At 38.3% G+C, this 23403-nt stretch carries 18 protein-coding genes; 11 read left to right on the top strand and 7 right to left on the bottom strand.

The window, feature by feature from the left end:
- The first annotated feature begins 308 nt into the window (after positions 1 to 308).
- The 4 genes from JEP36_RS00155 to tnpA all read left to right on the top strand — a co-directional run bounded on the left by JEP36_RS00155 (position 309) and on the right by tnpA (position 5062).
- Positions 309 to 806: a YbaK/prolyl-tRNA synthetase associated domain-containing protein gene (locus JEP36_RS00155; RefSeq protein ID WP_100159528.1), complete on the top strand. Its 498-nt coding sequence runs from the start codon at positions 309 to 311 to the stop codon at positions 804 to 806.
- Between the two features lie 432 nt (positions 807 to 1238).
- The gene (locus tag JEP36_RS00150; RefSeq protein ID WP_198629727.1) at positions 1239 to 2588 is read left to right on the top strand and encodes a dicarboxylate/amino acid:cation symporter; all 1350 of its coding nucleotides are present in this window, start codon (positions 1239 to 1241) and stop codon (positions 2586 to 2588) included.
- A gap of 437 nt (positions 2589 to 3025) precedes the next feature.
- The gene (locus JEP36_RS00145; RefSeq protein ID WP_198629726.1) at positions 3026 to 4378 is read left to right on the top strand and encodes a dicarboxylate/amino acid:cation symporter; all 1353 of its coding nucleotides are present in this window, start codon (positions 3026 to 3028) and stop codon (positions 4376 to 4378) included.
- 228 nt (positions 4379 to 4606) lie between these two features.
- Positions 4607 to 5062, top strand: a complete 456-nt coding sequence (tnpA, locus tag JEP36_RS00140) for an IS200/IS605 family transposase (RefSeq protein ID WP_165121832.1) — start codon at positions 4607 to 4609, stop codon at positions 5060 to 5062.
- Positions 5063 to 5220: 158 nt separating this feature from the next.
- Here tnpA and gndA read toward each other — a convergent pair whose 3' ends face one another.
- The gene (gene gndA / locus JEP36_RS00135) at positions 5221 to 6627 is read right to left on the bottom strand and encodes an NADP-dependent phosphogluconate dehydrogenase (protein WP_023581264.1); all 1407 of its coding nucleotides are present in this window, start codon (positions 6625 to 6627) and stop codon (positions 5221 to 5223) included.
- Positions 6628 to 6871: 244 nt separating this feature from the next.
- Between gndA and JEP36_RS00130 the strand changes: the two genes are divergently transcribed.
- The gene (locus JEP36_RS00130) at positions 6872 to 8452 is read left to right on the top strand and encodes a TerC family protein (RefSeq protein ID WP_109373472.1); all 1581 of its coding nucleotides are present in this window, start codon (positions 6872 to 6874) and stop codon (positions 8450 to 8452) included.
- A gap of 148 nt (positions 8453 to 8600) precedes the next feature.
- On the opposite strand, the gene dcuC is transcribed toward JEP36_RS00130, so the two are convergent.
- The 5 genes from dcuC to apbC all read right to left on the bottom strand — a co-directional run bounded on the left by dcuC (position 8601) and on the right by apbC (position 14845).
- On the bottom strand, positions 8601 to 9962 hold the full coding sequence (dcuC, locus tag JEP36_RS00125; protein WP_198620469.1) for an anaerobic C4-dicarboxylate transporter DcuC: 1362 nt from the start codon (positions 9960 to 9962) through the stop codon (positions 8601 to 8603).
- A 275-nt stretch (positions 9963 to 10237) separates the two neighbouring features.
- Positions 10238 to 12175 carry an outer membrane assembly protein AsmA gene (gene asmA, locus JEP36_RS00120; RefSeq protein ID WP_198629725.1) on the bottom strand — a complete coding sequence of 646 codons (1938 nt, stop codon included), beginning with the start codon at positions 12173 to 12175 and terminating at the stop codon, positions 10238 to 10240.
- A 46-nt stretch (positions 12176 to 12221) separates the two neighbouring features.
- The gene (gene dcd, locus JEP36_RS00115; RefSeq protein ID WP_006537532.1) at positions 12222 to 12803 is read right to left on the bottom strand and encodes a dCTP deaminase; all 582 of its coding nucleotides are present in this window, start codon (positions 12801 to 12803) and stop codon (positions 12222 to 12224) included.
- 67 nt (positions 12804 to 12870) lie between these two features.
- Positions 12871 to 13512: a uridine kinase gene (gene udk / locus JEP36_RS00110; protein ID WP_109373469.1), complete on the bottom strand. Its 642-nt coding sequence runs from the start codon at positions 13510 to 13512 to the stop codon at positions 12871 to 12873.
- 220 nt (positions 13513 to 13732) lie between these two features.
- Positions 13733 to 14845, bottom strand: coding sequence for an iron-sulfur cluster carrier protein ApbC (gene apbC, locus JEP36_RS00105; protein WP_036912151.1), 1113 nt, complete (start codon positions 14843 to 14845; stop codon positions 13733 to 13735).
- Between the two features lie 204 nt (positions 14846 to 15049).
- Here apbC and metG point away from each other — a divergent pair, with 204 nt between their 5' ends.
- The 6 genes from metG to sanA all read left to right on the top strand — a co-directional run bounded on the left by metG (position 15050) and on the right by sanA (position 22250).
- A complete protein-coding gene (metG, locus tag JEP36_RS00100; RefSeq protein WP_198629724.1) occupies positions 15050 to 17077 on the top strand; it encodes a methionine--tRNA ligase in 2028 nt (675 codons plus the stop codon).
- Positions 17078 to 17211: 134 nt separating this feature from the next.
- Complete coding sequence (locus JEP36_RS00095) at positions 17212 to 17685, top strand: CidA/LrgA family protein (protein WP_198620466.1); 474 nt, start codon at positions 17212 to 17214, stop codon at positions 17683 to 17685.
- A complete protein-coding gene (locus tag JEP36_RS00090; RefSeq protein WP_100159648.1) occupies positions 17685 to 18380 on the top strand; it encodes a CidB/LrgB family autolysis modulator in 696 nt (231 codons plus the stop codon). Before JEP36_RS00095 ends, JEP36_RS00090 begins: the two co-directional genes overlap by 1 nt.
- Positions 18381 to 18580: 200 nt before the next feature.
- Positions 18581 to 19465: a cytidine deaminase gene (gene cdd, locus JEP36_RS00085; protein WP_198620465.1), complete on the top strand. Its 885-nt coding sequence runs from the start codon at positions 18581 to 18583 to the stop codon at positions 19463 to 19465.
- A gap of 214 nt (positions 19466 to 19679) precedes the next feature.
- Complete coding sequence (locus JEP36_RS00080; RefSeq protein ID WP_196533004.1) at positions 19680 to 21377, top strand: NAD-dependent malic enzyme; 1698 nt, start codon at positions 19680 to 19682, stop codon at positions 21375 to 21377.
- 141 nt (positions 21378 to 21518) lie between these two features.
- Complete coding sequence (gene sanA, locus JEP36_RS00075; protein WP_198620464.1) at positions 21519 to 22250, top strand: outer membrane permeability protein SanA; 732 nt, start codon at positions 21519 to 21521, stop codon at positions 22248 to 22250.
- Here the strand turns inward: sanA and yeiB are convergent.
- Entirely contained in the window at positions 22247 to 23398 is a 1152-nt protein-coding gene (gene yeiB / locus JEP36_RS00070) for a DUF418 domain-containing protein YeiB (RefSeq protein WP_198629723.1), read from the bottom strand. The two genes, sanA and yeiB, sit on opposite strands and share 4 nt — an antisense overlap.
- Positions 23399 to 23403 lie beyond the last annotated feature (5 nt).

Raw genomic sequence — 23403 nt, 5'->3', positions numbered from 1 at the left:
CTTCCTTTTTAGTAATTAAATCTACGTTTTAATATGTTCTATTCTTTTTGTTCTTAAATTGATCATCATCAAAATAATGAATAAATATCAATTTGTTTATCATTTTATTACAGGTAATTAAATAAAGAAGCCCAATTACCCTATTAATTCAATAGGATAATACTATTAACATATTATCATTTGTAACAAAATAATTTGAAAAGCTTATCAAAATAATCAAAACCAGCCGTGAACATCACAGCAGAATATTTTTTTTAAAGTCGTATAATGACATCAAAGAAATAACTTATTAAATTCAGGAGTCATTGATGTCTTTGACTATTTTTGAGCAACTTACTGCTTTATTAGATAAAAACCACGCTACTTACCGTGTTATGGAACACCCTACCGCAGGTCGTTCTGAAGAAGTTGCAAAAATCAGAGGAACACAATTAGGACAGGGAGCAAAAGGACTTGTTTGCCATATAAAAGGTAACGGCGTTAAACAACATGTTCTTGCAATATTACCCGCCGATAAACAGGCTGATCTGTCAAAACTCGCTCACCAAATTGGTGGAACAAGAGCATCGCTGGCAAGCCCTAAAGAAGTGGATGATCTTACTCAATGCGTATTTGGTGCAATTCCCCCTTTTAGTTTTCATCCTGCGTTGAAGCTTGTCGCTGACCCTTTGCTTTTTGAACGCTTTGATGAGCTAGCTTTTAATGCGGGCACATTAGAGCGTTCTATTATTCTGAATACGCAAGATTACAAACGCATTGCACAACCTGAATTAATCTCTTTTATTCGTGATGAAGAAAACGAATAATAAAAATAGCTAACTTATATTTAACAATTACCCTAGAGATAAATTTAGCCAAGGGTAATTGTTAGTATGATAACAATTCTTGCTGTATGTATATATTTACACACTTAAAAGTAATATTAGATAATCTAATCCAAAGCGCAAGTAGCACTTAACACCAAAAATAATCAAAAAGTCAGAATAACCCCCATAAATTCCACATTACCTTAGCTATAACACTATAAAATGTACCAAGCAGAAAATTTAAATTATTTTTTTCGATTCAGCACTCAATAATTAACTAAATAGATTTTATTTTATTGACCTGATTTAGTAGTACATTTAAGTTAGCATCAATAAAAATACAATAATGTAAAATTCTATTTACAACTCAGTTATTTTCTAACATACAAATAAATATATAAACAATGTACCAATAGGTGCAGGGAAATCTTCATGCAAACTTCAACTAAAAAACAACCGCTTTATAAAGTGCTTTATGTGCAAGTTATCGTTGCCATCTTACTTGGTATCTTGCTCGGGCATTTTTACCCTGATTTGGGTGAATCCTTTAAACCACTTGGTGATGGATTTATCAAAATTGTAAAAATGATCATCGCACCTGTTATCTTCTTAACAGTAGTAACGGGTATTGCAGGTATGAATAATATGAAAGCGGTAGGTACAGTTGCGGGTAAATCCATGGCTTACTTCCTGACTTTCTCTACGATTGCATTAATTATTGGGTTAATCGTTGCAAATGTTATTCGCCCAGGTGATGGTTTAAATATCTCTCCTGCTTCATTAGATGCGAGCAAAGTAGAAAGTTATGTCGCAAAAGCCCATGATTCTTCTATTGTTGGTTTCTTAATGAATATCATCCCTGATACTGTTGTCAGCCCATTAGTTAACGGCAATATTCTGCAAGTACTGTTTGTTTCTGTGGTCTTTGGTATCGCATTAGCCTCTATAGGGGCTCGTGGCGAGCCAGTTCTTAAGTTCTTACAAAACTTCTCAGAGCCAGTATTCAAAATGGTCGGTATGCTAATGAAATTAGCACCTATCGGCGCTTTTGGTGCCATGGCCTTTACCATCGGAAAGTACGGTATTTCATCAATCAGTAACTTAGTATTGCTTGTTCTGACTTTCTACATTACTTCATTATTGTTTGTTCTTGTCGTGTTAGGCGCTGTTGCAAAATATAATGGCTTCTCTATTCTCTCTTTAATTAAATATATTAAAGATGAACTTTGGTTAGTATTAGGTACTTCGTCTTCAGAAGCAGCTTTACCTAGCTTAATGCGTAAAATGGAAAATGTAGGCTGTAAAAAATCAGTCGTCGGCTTAGTTATTCCAACGGGTTACTCCTTTAACTTAGATGGTACTAACATCTATATGACCATGGCTGCTCTATTTATTGCACAAGCCACAGGTATTGAGCTTTCATTAACAGAACAAATCACTCTACTCTTAGTCGCAATGATAAGTTCAAAAGGTGCTGCGGGTGTTACTGGCGCTGGCTTTATTACTTTAGCGGCAACCTTATCAGTTGTACCTAGTGTTCCCGTTGCAGGTATGGCATTAATTCTAGGGATTGACCGCTTTATGTCAGAGTGTCGCGCATTGACCAATCTTGTTGGTAATGCTTGTGCCTGTATTGTTGTTGCTCGCTGGGAAAATGCCTTAGATAAAGAAAGAATGAATGATGTCTTTAGTGGTAGAGCATCAAGCGAATTTGTTGAAGACGCTCCATTAGCTCCTATTAACATTGAGTCTGATAACTCAATTAAGATCCCAGTAAAATAAAAATCATTTTCTACAATCCATAAAAGAGCGCTTATGCGCTCTTTTATTTTCAAAATAATTCAATAAAAACAATCCATTGCCTCATATTTCTTTTCTCACCACTTCCCTTTCATGTTGTTTTACATTTAAACTATTTTATTCACCAAAAAATAAAGCCAAATATACATATCATTAAATAAATACAATAAATTAAAACAAAACATAATTTCATTAACTTATTGATTTAAGAAAAATAAATTCCATAAATAGTAATAAATTGAAATTAAATCTAATTTTTTAGATGAAGAGCACAATATTTGATAAAATCAACTTTATTTTATTGACCTGATTTACTCATACCTTTAAGTTACCTGTCACAACAAAATAAATGTAAATAATAATTTACATCATAATTTCTTTTTTATTTAGTCAATATCTTTCAGTTACAGGGAAATTTTATGCAGATTTCATCCCGCAAGCTCCCCTTTTATCGTGTGTTATATGTCCAAGTGATTATCGCTATCATTCTAGGTATTTTGCTTGGTCATTTTTATCCTGATGTGGGTGAATCCTTCAAACCGCTAGGTGATGGTTTTATCAAAATCGTCAAAATGATTATTGCACCTGTGATTTTCTTAACCGTCGTCACCGGTATTGCTGGCATGAACAATATGAAAACAGTAGGAAAAGTAGCGGGTAAATCAATGATTTACTTCTTAACCTTTTCAACTATTGCGCTGGTTATTGGATTAATAACCGCTAATATTATTCGCCCTGGTGATGGCTTAAATATCTCTCCTGAATCATTAGATAGTAGTCGAGTAGAAATGTATGTCACACAAGCACACAGCTCTTCTCTTGTTAGTTTTCTAATGAATATCATCCCAGATACTATCGTTAGCCCATTAGTTAACGGCAATATCTTGCAAGTATTGTTTGTTTCTGTGATTTTTGGTCTAGCATTAGCATCAATAGGCTCACAGGGTGAACCTGTATTAAAATTCTTACAGCATCTTTGCGACCCCATCTTTAAGATGGTTGGTATGCTAATGAAGTTAGCACCTATTGGTGCCTTTGGTGCCATGGCTTTTACCATAGGTAAATATGGTATTTCTTCTATTGGCAATTTAATGTTGTTAGTGATTACTTTTTATCTTACTGCATTACTTTTTGTTCTCGTGGTATTAGGTGCTGTTGCCAAATATAACGGCTTCTCCATTCTCTCTTTAATTAAATACATTAAAGATGAGTTATGGTTAGTATTAGGTACCTCTTCATCTGAAGCTGCACTCCCCACATTAATGAGTAAAATGGAGCAACTGGGCTGTAAAAAATCTGTCGTGGGTTTAGTTATTCCTACAGGTTATTCCTTTAATTTAGATGGCACCAATATCTATATGACTATGGCAGCTTTATTTATCGCTCAAGCAACAGGCGTTGATTTGTCGTTAACAGAACAAATTACGTTACTGTTTGTTGCCATGATCAGCTCAAAAGGTGCAGCGGGTGTCACTGGCGCGGGCTTTATTACTTTAGCAGCAACGCTATCGGTTGTACCTAGTGTTCCAGTCGCAGGTATGGCGCTTATCTTAGGTATAGATCGCTTTATGTCAGAATGCCGTGCATTGACCAATATTGTCGGTAATGCTTGTGCTTGCATTGTTGTCGCTCGTTGGGAAAATGCATTAGACAAAGAGAGAATGAATGATATTTTTAGTGGCAAAATATCCAGAGAAGACTTTGCTAATGATAATTTAGTCTCTGATAATGCAAATGAAGAACCTCATTATGTGAAAGGCTCTGAGCAATAGATTGGAAAAATCTCGACCTTATTTAGGGTGGGTCACTTCTATAAAAAAGGTGCTCTATTTGAGCACCTTTTATTATTGGCTTTAGCCAGTTTAAGTCGCGTCAGCGTCTTAAATATAAAACCACCCGCTATGCGGGTGGGTATTAAAGGTTATACCAAGAAAAACACCTTTCCGTTACGATATAGATGTTCAAGCTAATATTCGTAACTTAAATAAGGAAAGGTGTTTATGGGCATTAAAGCACAAAGCTCAGCACATACAAAGTGGCTGTGTAAATACCATATCGTCTTTTCGCCGAAATATAGACGGAAAGTAATTTTTAATAAAATTCGTTCAAGTATAGGTGAGATCCTTCGAGACCTTTGTAAGTATAAAGGTGTGGAAATAATCGAAGGGCATCTTATGCCAGATCATGTTCATATGTTAGTGAGTATTCCACCGAAGATATGCGTATCAAGTTTCATGGGATATTTGAAAGGTAAAAGTTCGTTGATGATCTTTGATAGACATGCCAATCTCAAATATAAATTTGGCAACAGAAAGTTTTGGGCGGAAGGTTTCTATGTCACAACAGTTGGACTTAATGAAGCCACAATTCAAAAGTATATCAGAGAGCAAGAAAAGTCGGATTTAATCTCGGATAAATTGAGTAGTAAAGAATATGAAAACCCCTTCAAGGGGTAAGCCAAAGTAGCAAAGACACTTAGCTTGAACGAAGAGAAAGCAGCGTCATTTAGGCGCAGTCGGTAACAAGCCCTTATAGGGCAAGAGCAAACCACCCGTTTTACGGGTGGTTATGATTTGTTATATTTCGATTAAAATAACCGAATATTTAATCTTATTTATTCCATCCACTCGGTATGGAATACGCCATCTTTATCAGTACGCTTATAAGTATGCGCACCAAAGTAGTCACGTTGAGCTTGGATTAAGTTTGCTGGTAACACTTCTGCACGATAGCTATCGTAGTAAGAAATAGCCGCAGAGAATGTTGGAGTAGGAATACCTGCTTGTACGCCATAACAAACAACATCACGCAGAGCTTGTTGGTAATCGTCAGCGATTTGTTTAAAGTATGGTGCTAACAGCAGATTTGCAATACTTGCATCTTCGTTATAGGCATCTGTAATTTTTTGCAGGAATTGAGCACGGATGATACAACCCGCACGGAAAATCTTCGCGATTTCACCGTAGTTTAAATCCCAGTTATATTCGTCTGATGCTGCTTTCAGTTGCTGGAAGCCTTGAGCATAAGAGACAATTTTACCTAAATACAGTGCACGGCGAACATTTTCAATAAAGGCTTTTTTATCACCTGAGAATGCTTTAGGTGTTGGGCCTGATAATACTTTAGATGCAGCAACGCGTTGATCTTTTAATGAAGAGATATAACGAGCAAACACAGACTCAGTGATAAGAGTAACTGGCACACCTAAGTCTAAAGAACTTTGGCTAGTCCATTTACCTGTACCTTTATTTGCCGCTTCATCAAGAATAACATCTACAAGATATTTACCTTCGTCATCTTTTTTACGGAAGATATCAGCTGTAATTTCAATTAGATAGCTGCTTAATTCACCTTTATTCCACTCGGTGAAGGTTTCTGCTAATTCTTCATTAGTTAGGCCTAGTGAGTGTTTTAATACTGAATACGCCTCTGCAATCAGCTGCATATCGCCATATTCGATACCGTTATGAACCATTTTCACATAGTGACCCGCACCATCAGCACCGATATAAGTTACACAAGGTTCACCTTCAGCAACAGCCGCAATTTTTTCAAGGATAGGAGCAACTAATTCGTAAGCCTCTTTTTGTCCGCCAGGCATGATTGAAGGGCCTTTTAATGCACCTTCTTCACCACCAGAAACACCTGTACCGATGAAGTTAAAGCCTTGCGCTGATAATTCACGGTTACGACGAATAGTATCTTTAAAGAAAGTATTTCCGCCATCGATAAGGATATCGCCTTTATCTAAATGCGGTGTCAATGCAGCAATTGTTTTATCCGTTGCTTCACCCGCTTTTACCATTAATAAAATACGGCGCGGTTTTTCTAACGAATCAACAAACTCTTCAATAGAATAATTCGGAACCAGTTTTTTACCTGGATTTTCAGCGATAACTTCGTTGGTTTTATCGCTTGAGCGGTTGTAAATAGATACAGAATAACCACGGCTTTCAATATTTAGCGCAAGGTTACGTCCCATAACTGCCATACCAACCACGCCGATTTGCTGTTTGGACATGAAAATAACTCCCGTCTGAAAATAAACCTGCCAGTATCAATGTACTGACAATTTGTTAACCTGATCACATAGTAACTCACTCTCTCACTTGGTGGTAGTTATTGATGTAATTGGTATCACAATCTTTTAGACAAAATGAAATTATTCCCCTGTTACTGATAATAATTTATTGAAAAATTCCTTCAAATTGCTCATTATTCTCAAGTCGGCATATGCCGTCTTTATAGAAGGTAAAACAAACTGTATGGAATGGATCTTAGATCCGACAATCTGGGTAGGACTCTCCACCTTAATTGTTCTCGAAATCGTACTTGGTATTGATAACCTTGTTTTCATTGCTATTCTGGCAGATAAACTCCCAGCAAAACTAAGAGATAAAGCACGTATAACAGGCTTATTGTGTGCCCTTGTTATGCGAATTGTGTTGTTATTTAGTCTCTCTTGGCTTATCACTCTGACAAAACCTCTTATTACACTGTTTGATCATCCTTTCAGTGCAAGAGACTTGATCATGCTTCTCGGAGGGATATTCTTGCTGTTCAAAGCCACAATGGAGCTTAATGAACGGCTAGAAGGTAAAGATCACAACGAAGGGAAACAACGCAAAACGACCAGCTTTTGGTCTGTCGTTGCACAAATTATCGTGCTGGATGCGGTATTCTCGCTTGACTCAGTGATAACCGCTGTGGGTATGGTTGATCATTTAGGTGTTATGATTGCGGCTGTTACTATTGCAATGTTCTTGATGATCCTTGCAAGTAAGCCTCTAACAAATTTCGTCAATAACCACCCAACTATTGTTATCTTGTGTTTAAGCTTCTTGCTGATGATTGGTTTTGCATTAGTTGCCGAAGGCTTTGGCTACGCCATTCCAAAAGGTTACCTATATGCAGCGATTGGCTTCTCTATCATGATAGAAGTCTTTAATCAGCTTGCACAATTTAACCGTCGCCGTTTCTTATCGGCTTCTCGCTCTTTGCGTGAACGTACAGCAGAAGCGGTTCTACGTATTATTAATGGTAAACCTGAATCTTCTGAATTAGATCCTCACACATCTGATTTAGTCTCCAGTTCAGAAGAAGTGTTTGATCCTCAAGAACGCCAAATGATTGTACGTGTGCTTGGTTTAAGCCAACGTAATGTTAACAGTATCATGACGTCTCGCCATGATGTTGAATACGTAGACTTAAATGCAACACAAGATGATATTCGCCAATTATTGGAAAAGGATCCTCACTCTCGCCTAGTGATCACAGATGAACAATCTGGTGATGAACCTGTCGGTGTTGTTAATGTTATTCAACTACTGAATCAACAGTTGCGTAATGAACCTCTAAACTTACGTTTATTGGTCACTCAACCTTTGATTTTCCCTGAAGGTTTATCTTTACTGCAAGCGTTAGAACAGTTCCGCAGTGCTCACACTCACTTCGCTTTTGTTGTAGATGAATTTGGTTCAGTCGAAGGGATCGTGACGCTGACTGACGTTATGGAAACTATTGCAGGTAACTTACCTGTCAGTTCTGAAGAAAACGATTCACGTCATGATTTGGTTCAAAACGAAGACGGTTCATGGACTGTAAACGGTTTTACACCACTTGAAGACTTAGTGCTTTATATTCCAATCAAACTGGATGAAAAACGTGAGTATGAAACCTTAGCAGGCTTATTAATGGAGCATTTACAACGTGTTCCAACTGTTGGTGAGAAGATCCTTATTGATGGCATTGAATTTGAGCCGTTAGAAGTGAACAACCATCGAATTAATAAAGTTCGAATTGTTGAACCTACACCAGAAGACGAAGAAAACGTTGACGAAGCGTAATCCCTGTCAAAATAGCAAAATATCCGCCTTTAAGGCGGATATTTTTTATCTGCATTTTATGTACCATAAAAAACGAGCTTTGTTTTCACACAAAGCCCGCCAATAAAATTTAAAATAATAATTTATTATTAATTCAATGAGTTAATAATTAACCTAATGTACTTGGTACAAGAATTTCAGTTGCAACAATAACAATAACCAGCCCTACTAATACGGGTACAGAAACACGCTTCATCACTTCAAAAGGTGAAATTTTTGCCATACCCGATACGGCAACGACAACACCAGAAACTGGTGATAATGTACGACCTAGGTTTGAAGCTTGTAACATTGGGATGGTTAAATAAGCTGGGTTAACACCCATATTGCTTGCTAAACGAGGAATTAACTCAACGAATGCATAGAATGGCGCATTACCAGAGCCTGTGGTCATTGCCGCTAACATGGTAATTAATACCAGTGCAATCATCATCACAATGGCACCTGAGCCTAATGACTGAGCACCTTCAATTAACGCATTGATAAAGCCAACGGTTGTTAAACCTTGAGCGAATACCCCAGCAGCGACTAATAACATCACAACTTGTGCAAATGCATCTGCCATACCACGGTAAGCCACTTCTAAGCCTTCAAAAACTTGTTTTGCACTGAAACTACGAATAAATTCGATAACAGCCGCTAAAATCATACAGATAATAATAATGGCAACAATATGAAGTTCTGGTAACCATTTACCATCAAAAACGAGAACACCGATAATTGGCGTGAAAGGCAAAATTGCATAGAAACTTGGTGCGTGAGTTTTGATCTCATTCACGTCTAACATTTCCGTTTCGATATGCTCTTTACGGTCAAGATAACGCTGCCAGAAGAAGTGAGCGATACACATGCCCATAATTGCAGCAATAGAGATAGGCAATGTGGTTTTAAATGCGAAATCAATCAGCGGCATTTGAGATGCTTCAGCAGCTAAAATAACATCACCTGATGTTGGTGCTAAGATAATAGAAGCTGGAGACGCACAGATTGCAGCAGCAGCTCCGCGGCTAATTCCCATATTCACCATAACAGGGAACAGCGTTGCCATTAATAACACACCTAAACCTGTTGCTGATGAAACAGCCAGTGACATCAAACATGCAACAATGTAAGCCGCAACCATCAGCAGATAAGGTGAGTTAATCATTTTCAGTGGGCGTGATGCTAATTTTACAACAACATCATTAGCGCCAATGTGCGTCATATAAGCAGCGAAACCACAAAGTATCATGATCATCATACCTAAATCGCCACCACGGCTCATTAGTAGATTTTTCACATACTCGACAATATCAATTAAGCCATAGCCTGTTGCTGTCGCACTCGCAGGTAAAACAGCCCTTCCCATAATTACGCTGATGATCAGTAATAACAGACCACCCGTCATTAAGACACCTGTTGCTGAATAGCCTTTTACGATATAACGTCCAACACCTACGGCAACGAAGGCGCCGATAAGAATTTCGATCATTTATTTATCCTGTCTAAAATAGTCATTTATAAAATGAAGTTTTTTATTTTTATCATCATTTTTGCGTTTAGTGCGATTGACACACTCTGCCCAAAGGCAACGTTGCAGTGTATGACATATATCAAAAAAAACGACTATTTTTTTACATATACATAGCACGAATGCTTACTTTTCATTCAAAACATAAATTAAATGATAGATATAAAGCAAAAAGCACACAATTATAAAAATAGTGTGCTTTTATTAAGAATGTGATGAAGTTAAAAATCGTGAAACTAGATTTTCTTCAATAGCTGATTAAGTGCTTTTACTTCAGGGCTTTCGGCATCTTGTTTATTTAGCCAATTATCGATAGCTTGCTTGGCTTTTTGCTGTAATTGATCGCGCAATAATTTTTCAATATTAAGTTCATATTGAATAGCATTCCAATCACCATAGAGTCTTAATGGAATTTCAATTTTAGCCAATTGACGGATAAATTCATTTTCTTTACCCCAACCTTTTTTGATATTAACAAGTAACATCACATCAAGATCATGACGTTGAAGATCCACTTTGCCCTGCCCTTTAATTTGATAAGCCTCTGCTTGAGCATCAAGTGAATTAATAGTTACTTTCCCTTTTGGCGCTAACTTAAATTGGGCAATCACATTATCTGCTTGGGTATAACTTTCAATATCTTCAGGGTAAATCACTTTATCCGTCGCTTGAGCGACTGATTGCTGAATAACCTGTGGTACATTTAATCCCTGCATTTTAAATTGGGTAACAGAGGTATTAAGTGTACCTTGCCAATAACGATAAAAAGCTTTTCGGTTATATCCCGTTCCTTCTAAATTCCCTTTTGCTGAAATTAATCCACTGAAATTTTCAGGTTGATTAAAGACACGCAATAGTGGCTCTAATGGAATATTGTTCATTGTGATATCCATGCTGATATGCGCTGGCACAATGCTTGTTGAGATAACCGTTGGCAGTGAAAAATCACCTTGAAGGATTTGCCCTGTTAAGGTTTGAATATTCAGTGAATTAGGGTTATTTAATGCATCAAGTTTAAAATTATTAATCTCTAAATCTTTATAGAGAAGCTTATTCAGGGCTAATTTCAGTGTAAATTCAATATCACCCCAACTCGTTAGATCATATTCTTTATTTTCAATGGTAACTGAAGTAATAACCGGTTTTGCCATAATGGTGGCATTTGGTGCGGGTGCCGCATGGGCTGTACTAAATAATGAAAATGAAGGAGGTATATGATTATCAGTCGTTGGCACTAACAACGCATTTTCTGATACGTTAGCCGTTGCTAATTCTGGCAATAAAGTATTTAAATTTAGCATTTCACTCTTTAAATCAACTTGATAGCGAGTAGCATCTGCAAATTCTGCACTGATATTACCTTGCAATTGACTATCATTAGCTGTGAGATTTAAGTTCTCAAGTGAAACTTTTCTTACGCCCTCATTTTGGATCGTAAAATCTGAAGTTAAACTTCCTACAATTCCATTTTCAGGGATCTCGACTCCTGATAAAGCGTAATCTAACTGTGTGATCTTACCCGTAACTTGGTAAGGATAGCTGTTCATATCCACATCAGCAGCAACATTTAGCGTGATCTCACGACGGTCACGATTCACTTTCGTGCTCATCTCAAGACTAACTTGTTTTTTCTCGTCTGTTTTCAACGATAAATCAATATCACGTAAATTAAGTTGCTCACCGTCTTTCATTTGCCAAATAATTAAGCTGTCTGAAATTTTTACTTTGGCGATATTCAACTGCCAATTATTGGCTCTAGGTTCGACAACTGGGTGAGAAATATCTCGAGGAGTAGAAGGTGGTGATATTTTAGGAATAGCTTTACTTTCAGGTGTTTGGCGAACTACGGCACCTTTAAGCATGACTTCTTTTACTTCAAGTTGATGAGAAAGTAGCGGTAATAACTCAACATCAAGACGCATATTATCGGCAGTAATAAAAGGCATTTCAGCACCTGGTGCTGTCAATGACATTTTACCACTGATAATGCTTAACTTTGGCCACACATGCCAACGCATATCATCTTGTAATGTGAGTTTATAACCGCTTTGTTTTTCGACCCTTTCAACAAGGTATCCACGGAAATCATTCGGGTTAATGAGTAAAACTAACGCTGTTAAGCCTGCCAAAATAACCACAAGCAAGATAGCCAGTGTTGTCAAAAACCTTTTCATATAATTACCCGCTTAGTGAACATGATAATGATGATTATAAAGATAGTTAATCTTCACTAATCCGACTACCAACAGCACCTTGTTGATTTTTATATTTTGCATCTTGACGACGATTATAAGGTCTATCAGCAGAACCAGACATAGGTTCAAAGCTTAATGCACCAATAACCATACCTGGTCTTAATGCGAGAGGAAGTTTACCTGAATTAAAAAATTCTAATACGATTTGTCCATGCCAGCCGGGATCAATACGATGAGCGGTAACATGTACCATTAAACCTAAACGGGCTAATGATGAGCGTCCATCTAACCATCCAACAACATTATCAGGCAAAGTGACTGACTCAAGTGTCACCGCTAACGCTAATTCACCCGGATGTAAGAAAAATGCTTCACCTTCAGGTAACACAATTTCATCACTCATTACACGTTCTAGCGCAGCGTTCACTTCAGCCTTAGGGCCACTCAAATCAATATAAGCAGCAGTATGACCTTGGAAAACACGAAATTGATTTCCTAAGCAAACATCTGCTGTTGCGCCGTTAATTCGCTCGACGGGCGGGCGGGGTTCAATGACTAATTTACCTTCATCCAGCCACTGAATAATATCACGGTCGCATAATCGCATTTTATTTCCTTCTTCAAGTTAAACAGGCAGTTTCATCATGCATGAAAGCTGCCCACAAATGAACCTATTATTCGCAGAACTGCCCAATTTTTGCTTTCAGAATATCAATCGCAACGCGGTTTTTACCCCCTCTAGGTACAATAATATCGGCATATTGTTTAGAAGGTTCAATAAACTGGAAGAACATAGGACGAACGGTTTTATTATATTGTTCAATGACTGAGTCTAAGCTACGTCCACGTTCATTCACATCACGTTTAATTCTACGCATTAAGCAAATATCTAATGGCGTATCAACAAAGATAGAGAAATCCATCTCTTCACGCAGGCGTTTATCTGTTAATAACAAGATGCCTTCAATGATAATAACTTTTTTAGGTTGAAAAGGAATGGATTCTGTTTTGCGAGTGTGAGCAACGTAGTCGTATTGAGGGAGTTCGATGGTTTTTCCTGCTTTTAGTTCACACAAATGCTGATATAAAAGTGCGTGATCCATCGAATTTGGGTGGTCATAATTGACCTTATATCGTTCTTCCATCGTTAAATCACTTTGGTCACGATAATAACAATCTTCTGGTATCACCCCGATATTATGATCACCTACTTGCGCTCTTAATTCGCGGTAAAGTGTACTTGCAATAAGACTTTTACCCGAAGCAGAAGCTCCAGCGATACCTACAATTGTGCACTGATGTGCTGTGTCAGCCATAATCAAAAACCTGGTTTGAAATAAAAAGAGGGATAACGTAATAATATGTAAATATTACGCTAGCGCAGATTATAGTTTTGAAATCACTCTGGTTCCAGCGTAAAACCAGAAATCTATTCGTTTTTTATCAAAAACAGTCGGAAATCGCATGTAAAAAATGGAAAGCCAAATAGCTCTCCATTTAAATCAGCAAATAACTCAACGTATTATTTTACTGTCATTACACTGCGCGGAAAGAAATTTCCGTTGGGATTGCATCGCCATCCCAATACATTTGAGCAGACACTGTTGATGCGATTTCGCGATAAATATCAGCAAATTCGCCTTCAGGATCACGCATCACTGTTGGTTGCCCGCGGTCTAAGTCTTCACGTAAAGAGATATGAAGAGGAACTTGACCTAATAATTGGCAATGATATTTCTCTGCCAATTTCGCCGCACCACCAGTACCAAAGATAGGTTCAAGGTGACCACAGTTACTACAAATATGCGCGCTCATGTTTTCAATAATACCTAATACAGGTACATTGACTTTCTTAAACATGACGATCCCTTTCATTGCATCCACCAGCGCGATATCTTGTGGTGTTGTTACCACAACCGCAGCGGTTACAGGGATATTTTGAGATAAGGTTAATTGGATATCACCTGTTCCCGGCGGCATATCGATAACGAGATAATCCAAATCAGGCCACAGCGTATCTTGGAGCATTTGCATTAATGCTTTGCTCGCCATAGGACCACGCCATACCATTGCATTATCATCTGTAACTAAATAACCGATAGAGTTAGATGCTAAACCATAAGCCATAATCGGTGCCATATGTTGTCCATCAGGAGACGTTGGACGCTCCATTGTGGTACCCAACATATTCGGAATAGACGGTCCATAAATATCAGCATCAAGAATACCTACTTTAGCACCTTCTTGTGCAAGAGCTAATGCAAGGTTAACTGCTGTACTTGATTTACCAACGCCACCTTTACCAGAGCTCACAGCAAGAATATTACGCACACCATTAACGCCTGGTAGATCATTTGCACGGCGTAAGGTTGAAATATTGTGCTTGAGTTTCCATTCAATGGCTTTTGCACCAGTGATGTTGCGAAGTTCAGCTGTTTTTTCTTCGATTAGGACTTGGAAAGGTTTTTTCCAAACAAATGGCATCACTAACTCGATATGAAGAACATCGTCAATCATCGCACATTGATGTAATGCTTTTAGAGAAAGCAGATTACGCTTCAATGTCGGGTGTTCAAAAGTAGACAAGACACCTGAAACTTTTTCGTTCAGAATCTCAGGGGTGGTCTGCTCGGGGGATTTATCACTCATCCCGGCTCCTCTCGTTTTCATTATTTATTAAATATATGAGTGCATCTATCATATCAGATAGTAGATGACTACGTTAATGCCTTACCTCAATTTGCCAACTGAAATTTCTCTTGCAAAAACTCGATTATTGCCCTAGCGACATCATGACGGATCGGTTAACATCAAAGTCCCTTTTATTAATTTTATGGAAGTAAGATCCTTACTATGTCTCACGTCGCGAATAAATTATTGGTAACCTGCGCGTTACCTTATGCTAACGGTTCAATTCATCTCGGTCATATCCTTGAGCACATTCAGGCAGATATCTGGGTCCGTTATCAACGAATGCGCGGCAAAGAAGTTCATTTCATCTGCGCTGATGACGCTCACGGCACTCCAATTATGCTGAAAGCTCAACAACTGGGTATTACGCCAGAAGCCATGATTGAAGAAATGAGCAAAGAGCATCAACAGGATTTTGCTGGTTTTAATATCAGTTACGACAATTATCACTCTACACACAGTGAAGAGAGTCGCCAATTATCGACTAAAATTTATCTTGCACTGAAAAAAAATGGTCACATCAAAAGCAAAACTATTTCTCAGCTTTATGATGAAGAAAAAGGCATGTTTTTGCCTGACCGCTTTGTAAAAGGCACTTGCCCTAAATGTAAAGCGCAAGACCAATATGGTGATAACTGTGAAGTTTGTGGCTCAACTTACAGCCCAACAGAATTAATTAATCCACGCTCTGTTGTATCAGGTTCAACACCTGTTATGCGTGAAACTGAACACTATTTCTTCGATTTACCTGCATTTAGCAACATGTTACAAGAGTGGATCCGCTCTGGTGCTCTGCAAGAGCAAGTTGCGAATAAAATGCAAGAGTGGTTTGACAGCGGTTTACAACAGTGGGATATCACTCGTGACGCACCTTATTTTGGATTTGAAATCCCAGATGCACCGGGTAAATATTTCTATGTATGGCTAGATGCACCAATCGGCTACATGAGCTCTTTCTTAAACTTATGTGAAAAGCGTGGTGATTTAAGTTTTGATGAGTTCTGGAATAAAGACAGCAAAGCAGACCTTTATCACTTTATTGGTAAAGATATCGTCTATTTCCACAGCTTATTCTGGCCTGCCATGTTAGAAGGCAGCGAATACCGCAAGCCAACCAACCTGTTTGTTCACGGTTATGTCACTGTCAATGGCGCGAAGATGTCAAAATCTCGTGGCACCTTTATTACAGCTCGTGCTTACCTTGATCATTTTGATGCAGATTGCCTGCGTTATTACTATGCGGCAAAACTTTCCTCACGCATTGACGATATTGACCTAAACTTAGAAGACTTTGTTCAACGTGTTAACAGCGATATTGTTAATAAAGTCGTTAACCTTGCATCACGTACAGCGGGTTTTATCAGCAAGCGTTTTGATGGCAAATTAGCTGATTCTTTAGATGATGCTAAGCTTTATCAACACTTTGTTGATATGAAAGAAACTATCGCACAGTCATTTGAAAATCGTGAGTTTGGTAAAGCAGTTCGTGAAATCATGGCATTAGCGGATGAAGCCAACCGCTATATTGATGAAAAAGCGCCGTGGGTTGTAGCAAAACAAGAAGGTCAAGATGCACAGCTACAAGCTATTTGTACAATGGGTATTAACTTATTCCGTGTACTGATGACATATCTGAAACCTGTTTTACCTTCATTAACAGAACGTACAGAAGCCTTCTTGCAAACTGAATTAACATGGGATGCGCTTGAGCAACCACTGCTAAATCAAGATATTACAAAATTCAAAGCGCTGTTTAACCGCATTGAAATGGATAAAGCTAATGCAATGGTTGAAGCATCTAAAAGCACCATTGCACCAGTAAAAGAAGTGACTGGTCCATTAGCAGATGACCCAATTCAAGAAACCATCAACTTTGATGATTTTGCGAAAATCGATATGCGTATTGCTGAAATTAAACAAGCTGATTTTGTTGAAGGATCAGACAAATTGCTGAAACTAATTTTGGACTTAGGCGGTGAAACTCGCCAAGTATTCTCTGGTATTCGTACAGCATACCCAGATCCAAAAGTGTTGGAAGGTCGTCTAACCGTTATGGTAGCAAACTTAGCACCTCGTAAAATGCGTTTTGGTATTTCGGAAGGCATGGTAATGGCAGCAGGCCCTGGTGATAAAGATATCTTCTTACTCAGCCCAGATTCTGGTGCAAAACCGGGCCAGCAAGTGAAATAACAACCAAGATTCATTTGCCAAATAAATAAATGACGGGGTTCTATAAGAGCCCCGCTCTTTTTTTATTGTGATCCGTAGCACACTTTCAAAATCGGTGTATGATAAATCTGTTAGTTGATTTGGGACACTTACTTATGAAATCTAAACGGGCACGAGTGCAGATTACACTTTGGCACTATCTACGATCTTTTTTGGTACTTTATCTTTGTCTTTTTGCAGGTAATCTTATTTCAGCCCTTTTGCCCTTTGCGGTTCCAGGCAGTATTGTTGGCTTACTGATCCTTTTTGGTTTACTTGCTTTCCAGCTTATTCCATTACGCTGGGTAAAACCGGGTGCCAATATTCTATTAAAAAATATGACATTACTCTTTATTCCTATCGGGGTAGCCGTCATGAACTATTATGATTTATTAAGTCAGCAACTCTTCCCGATTGTTTTAGCCTGTATAGTCAGTACCTTTGGTGTAATGGCATTGGTTGCTTATTGTTCACACTACGTTCATCGTGAACGCATTATTGTTGGTGCAAAACCAGACCAAGTTGAAGATGTTGTTGTAGCAAAAGAAAAAGACGACGATAAAGCGTTAAGTGAGAAGAAAAAATGTTAATGTTAATGAATATCTGGTGGTCACTTCCTCTCACCATAATCGTCTTTTATTTATCACGTAAACTTGCGGCTCGTTATAAATTACCAATATTAAACCCGTTGCTTATTGGTATTGCAGTTATTATTCCCATTCTATTAATCACGCACACACCTTATGAGCATTATTTTGCAGGTAGTCGTATTTTAAATGACTTACTGCAACCTGCTGTTGTTGCTTTAGCGATACCGCTTTACCAGCAATTACACCAAATTCGCGCACAGTGGAAATCGCTGATCAGTATTTGCTTTATTGGTAGTATTGCCGCAATGGTCAGTGGTACTGCAATTGCCTTATGGGCAGGAGCAACACCCGAAATTGCTGCATCAATTTTACCTAAATCAGTGACAACGCCTATCGCAATGGCTGTCGCAGATTCCATAGGTGGTATTCCTGCAATCAGTGCTGCATGTGTTATTGCAGTAGGTATTTTAGGTGCCATTTTTGGTCACACACTCTTTAAAATACTGCGTATTCCTACTCACGCATCTCGTGGTTTAGCAATGGGAACCGTTTCTCACGCAGTGGGAACAGCAAGAGCGGCTGAAGTCGATTATATTGAAGGTGCTTATAGCTCACTGGCATTAATGACCTGTGGGATTATTACTTCCCTTACAGCGCCATTTATCTTCCCTATTATTTTGCATCTTTATAGTTGATACCTTTCTTATTCTCCATTCTTAAATCCTCGATTTAATTAAATTTATTTCGGGGATTTTTACTATAAATTTGAGATACATCTCTCAATTAATGAATTTGTTGCAATTGTTTCATTGAAAATATGATTTTCATCACATATAAGAATGGGTAAAGATGCCTAGAATCTTATAATACAGAAAGATTAATGGGAGACTCATGTATGCATACTCGTTTTCAGGCAATTTGGTCAGATTTATCCCCTCAGTTACAACAAGCACTTGCTCCTTATCTTGAGCAGGATGAATTCCCTGCAATGTTTACGGCAGAACAGGTCAATGCCATAAAAACACAGTTACAATGTAATGATGATGCCTTAGCCCTAGCACTTCTACCAGTTGCCGCAGCTTGTGCTGTCGCGCCAATCTCTAATTTCAAAGTGGGTGCGATTGCTCGTGGCGAAAGTGGTAATCTCTATTTCGGTGCCAATATGGAATTTGCTGGCGCACCGCTACAACAAACGGTTCATGCTGAACAAAGCGCCGTGACTCATGCATGGTTACGTGGTGAATCTCGCTTAATCTCAGTCACCGTTAACTATACACCTTGTGGTCATTGCCGCCAGTTTATGAACGAATTGAACAGTGGCACCCATATTCAAATTCAGTTGCCGGGTAGAAAAATGGCAACATTAGGCGATTATTTACCTGATAGCTTTGGCCCGAAAGATCTCAATATCACCTCTTTATTAATGGACAAAGTTAATCACGGTTACAAAATTGATAACCCTAGTGAATTAGCACAACAGGCACTACAAGCTGCCAATCGTAGCCATGCTCCTTATAGTGGATCGCACAGTGGTATTGCTGTTCAAATGAAAAATGGCAAAATTTTCCAAGGTAGCTACGCTGAAAATGCCGCATTTAATCCAAGTTTACCGCCATTACAAGCGGCATTAATTTTATTAAATATGGCAGGTGAGTGTGTGATGGATATTGAATCTGCTGTCTTAATTGAAAAAGCAGAGACAATTTTAACGCAATGGGATGCAACACAAGCAACATTAACTGCTTTAGGTTGCCGCCAAATGCAACGCATCACTTTGTAAAAAGTTTTAACTTATTCCTCTAAAAATCTCTCCTAAAAAAAGCATCAGCATGTAAATTTTGCTGATGCTTACCAGAAAAAGTTGTAACAACCGTATCTATCTCTCATTTCCAAGCATAAAAATCATAAAAAAATAACATAAGCTGTACATATTTTTATTATTTTGTAGGATCTACAATTGTCATGTGACTAACTGCCTTACAAGAGTATTTTTCATGGAACTGGAACACGAAAGTAAACGCCCTCTCTACATCCCGTATGCAGGCCCAATCCTGCTTGAATTTCCCCTGTTAAATAAAGGTAGTGCTTTTAGCGATGAAGAACGCAGTACCTTTAACTTACATGGTTTACTGCCTGAAGCAGTAGAAACCATTGAAGAACAGGTTGAACGCGCTTATCGCCAATATCTTGATTTCAAAAACGATAACGATAAACATATTTACCTAAGAAATATTCAAGACACTAACGAAACTCTATTTTACCGTTTATTAGAATCTCACCTCACTGAAATGATGCCAATCATTTACACACCAACAGTGGGTGAAGCCTGTGAACATTTCTCCGATATTTATCGTCGCGCTCGCGGTTTATTTATCTCTTACCCTAACCGCGCCAATATCGACGATATGCTACAAAACGCCACTAAACAAAACGTAAAAGTGATTGTTGTGACTGATGGCGAACGTATTCTTGGTTTAGGTGATCAAGGTATCGGTGGTATGGGCATTCCTATCGGTAAACTCTCTTTATATACCGCGTGTGGTGGTATTAGCCCAGCTTACACCCTGCCTGTTGTGCTAGATGTGGGAACGAATAATCCACAACGCTTAAACGATCCACTGTATATGGGATGGCGTCATCCTCGTATTACAGGTGATGAATATAACGAGTTTGTCGATGAGTTTATCCAAGCTGTTAAACGTCGCTGGCCAAATGTTTTACTACAATTTGAAGATTTCGCACAAAAAAATGCGATGCCTTTATTAAATCGTTATCGTGATGAATTATGTTGCTTTAATGACGATATTCAAGGTACAGCGTCGGTCACTTTAGGTAGCCTAATTGCAGCAAGTCGTGCTGCGGGTCGCCAATTAAAAGATCAAACTGTCACTTTCTTAGGCGCAGGTTCTGCGGGTTGTGGTATTGCCGAGCAAATCATCGCCCAAATGAAATCTGAAGGTTTAAGTGATGAGCAAGCGCGTGAACGTATCTTTATGGTTGACCGTTTCGGCTTATTAACAGACAAACTGCCAAATTTACTTGATTTCCAAAGCAAACTTATCCAAAAAAGCGAAACTATTGCTGATTGGCAAACCGAAAGCGATGCTATTTCACTACTAGAAGTGGTTAAGAATGCAAAACCAACTATTTTGATTGGTGTTTCAGGACAAGCAGGCTTATTCACTGAAGAAATTATTCGTGAAATGCACAAACACTGTGAACGCCCTATCGTAATGCCATTATCTAACCCGACGTCTCGTGTAGAGGCGCGTCCTGAAGATATTATCAACTGGACTGATGGACAAGCTTTAGTGGCAACAGGTAGTCCATTTGCACCAGTTAAATACAAAGATAAAGAATATCCAATTGCACAGTGCAACAACTCTTATATCTTCCCAGGTATTGGATTAGGTGTTATCGCATGTGGTGCAAAACGTGTTACTGATGCCATGTTGATGGTGGCAAGTCGCGCATTAGCAGATTGCTCACCAATGGCAAAAGACGGTGATGGATCTCTGTTACCTTTACTGGCTGATATTCAAAAAGTTTCGCGCTATATCGCAAAACAAGTTGCAAAAGAAGCACAAGTACAAGGTGTTGCTACTGTTACTTCTGATTCAGCATTAGAAGAAGCAATTGAACGTAACTATTGGTCACCAGAGTACCGTATTTACAAAAGAACCTCGTTCTAAGTAGTTTGAAACACTAAGTACCATTCCGAAAAGCGCGTCATTACTTAATATGAGGCGCTTTTTTCTTGCTTCCCTATCGCCGCTCAAGTAGCCTTAACTATTATGAAAGTCATTCGTTATTTGCGTCATTAAGGCAAGGACATGCTAAAACGCCTCATTTATCTTTTTCTCACAATTTTTATTCTACTTGCAGTCACCTTGATTGCCTGCGATCGCTGGATCGGGTGGAAAACCAATCCCTATATATTTGAAGACGTGGATACATTACCTGCTAAAAAAGTGGGCATGGTGTTAGGCACATCAAAGTACTATACCAGCGGTTATATAAATCAGTTTTATCAATACCGCATCCAAGGCGCTGTAAATGCTTATAATAGTGGCAAAATTCAGTATTTATTGCTCAGCGGCGATAATGCAAAACATAGTTATAATGAACCAAATACGATGCGTAAGGATCTCATTAAAGCGGGCATTCCTGCCTCTCGTATTGTGATGGATTTTGCAGGCTTCAGAACACTTGATTCAGTAGTACGAACAAAAGAGGTATTTGGTACAGATGGATTTACCATTATTACTCAGCGTTTTCACTGTGAACGAGCTGTTTTTATCGCATTAGAAAAAGGAATTGATGCACAATGCTTTGCGGTTGCATCGCCTAAAAGCATGTTTAAAGTACGTGTACGTGAAGTATTTGCCAGAGCAGGTGCCATGATTGATGTTTATATTCTAAACCGCGAACCACGCTTTTTAGGGCCGCCAGAAACTATTCCCGCAATACAATCTATTCCTGAAGGCATTAAAGGTTATCCTGCGGTTTCACCAGAGGAAGTCGAATCACTTCCTCTAAATGAAAATAATCATGAAAAAAGCTAAAAGAATTGTGCTAATTTCGAGGCTGATTTACGCCAAATCCACTCTATTGGCCCTTGTGGAAAATAACGTAACCAAATCACAGCAAAAGCAATATTGATTGCCCAAATGACGGCAACAAAAGGCATCAGTTCAGGTAGAGTAAATTGATTAAATAGCCCCATACGCTGAAATAAATAAATACCGATAACACTTTGCATTAAATAGGTTGTTAACGCCATTTTGCCAACACAACGTAAAGCATAGGCAAAATAAGAGTGTTGAATAATATTCCAACTCCAATAAAACAGCGCAATATACCCCAAACTTTGCATCACTTGGATCAACATGGTTAAAGGTTGTGCCCAAATAGCCGCCCAGCGGTAATCCCAATCAAGATAATAATCCACCAGCACAATAACCGTTTGTAAGCTTAAACTAATTGTGAGGAAATAAAGTGCCACATGACCATAATGAGCGCGACTAAATTTCTGCTGCAACCAACCTGATGCCATTAATGCAGAACCCATCAACATCGCACCAAACAAAAACCAACTGTATTGACGTACTAGATTAAAAATAAAAAGACTTAGTTCATTCAAACGATAATAAACACTATTTAAATAAGGCCCTGTTTTCCAATCTGATTCAGACAATTGAGAATATGGCGTGCTATACCAAACGGTATCAATAAAATCACGATAATAGTAAAACAGCGCACCTAAAATCAGTGCGCCACAAAAATAGAGTATCACTCCCAATATAAATTGGTGCTTTGTTGCGATTGATTTGATAAACGCAAAAACAAATAAACCACATATACTATATGGAAATAAAATATCCCCTTCCCAAATAAATAATGTGTGAATAACACCAATTAATGCCAGTACAACTAATCGCGATAAATTAAAACGAGTTCCTTTATACAAAAGGAGATAAAGCGTACCACCAAATAGCAGCGCAAAAATAAAGAGGAATTTTCCTTGAGCAAACAGATTTAATGCCATCCATGTTATACGATCACCAAAAGAGGCTTCTCCCGAATGTAATGGATTAAATGAAGCCACTCTTAATAATGCAAAACCTGAAATATTGAGCAATAAAATGCCAAGGATCGCCATTCCTCTCAACGCATCGAGGGCTTCAATACGTTGATGAGACGATTCATTCATTTTTA

Source organism: Proteus sp. PR00208 (assembly GCF_016238545.1).
GTDB lineage: Bacteria > Pseudomonadota > Gammaproteobacteria > Enterobacterales > Enterobacteriaceae > Proteus.
Note: the sequence above shows the minus strand (reverse complement) of the source record. Positions and strands in the feature narration are given on the sequence as shown.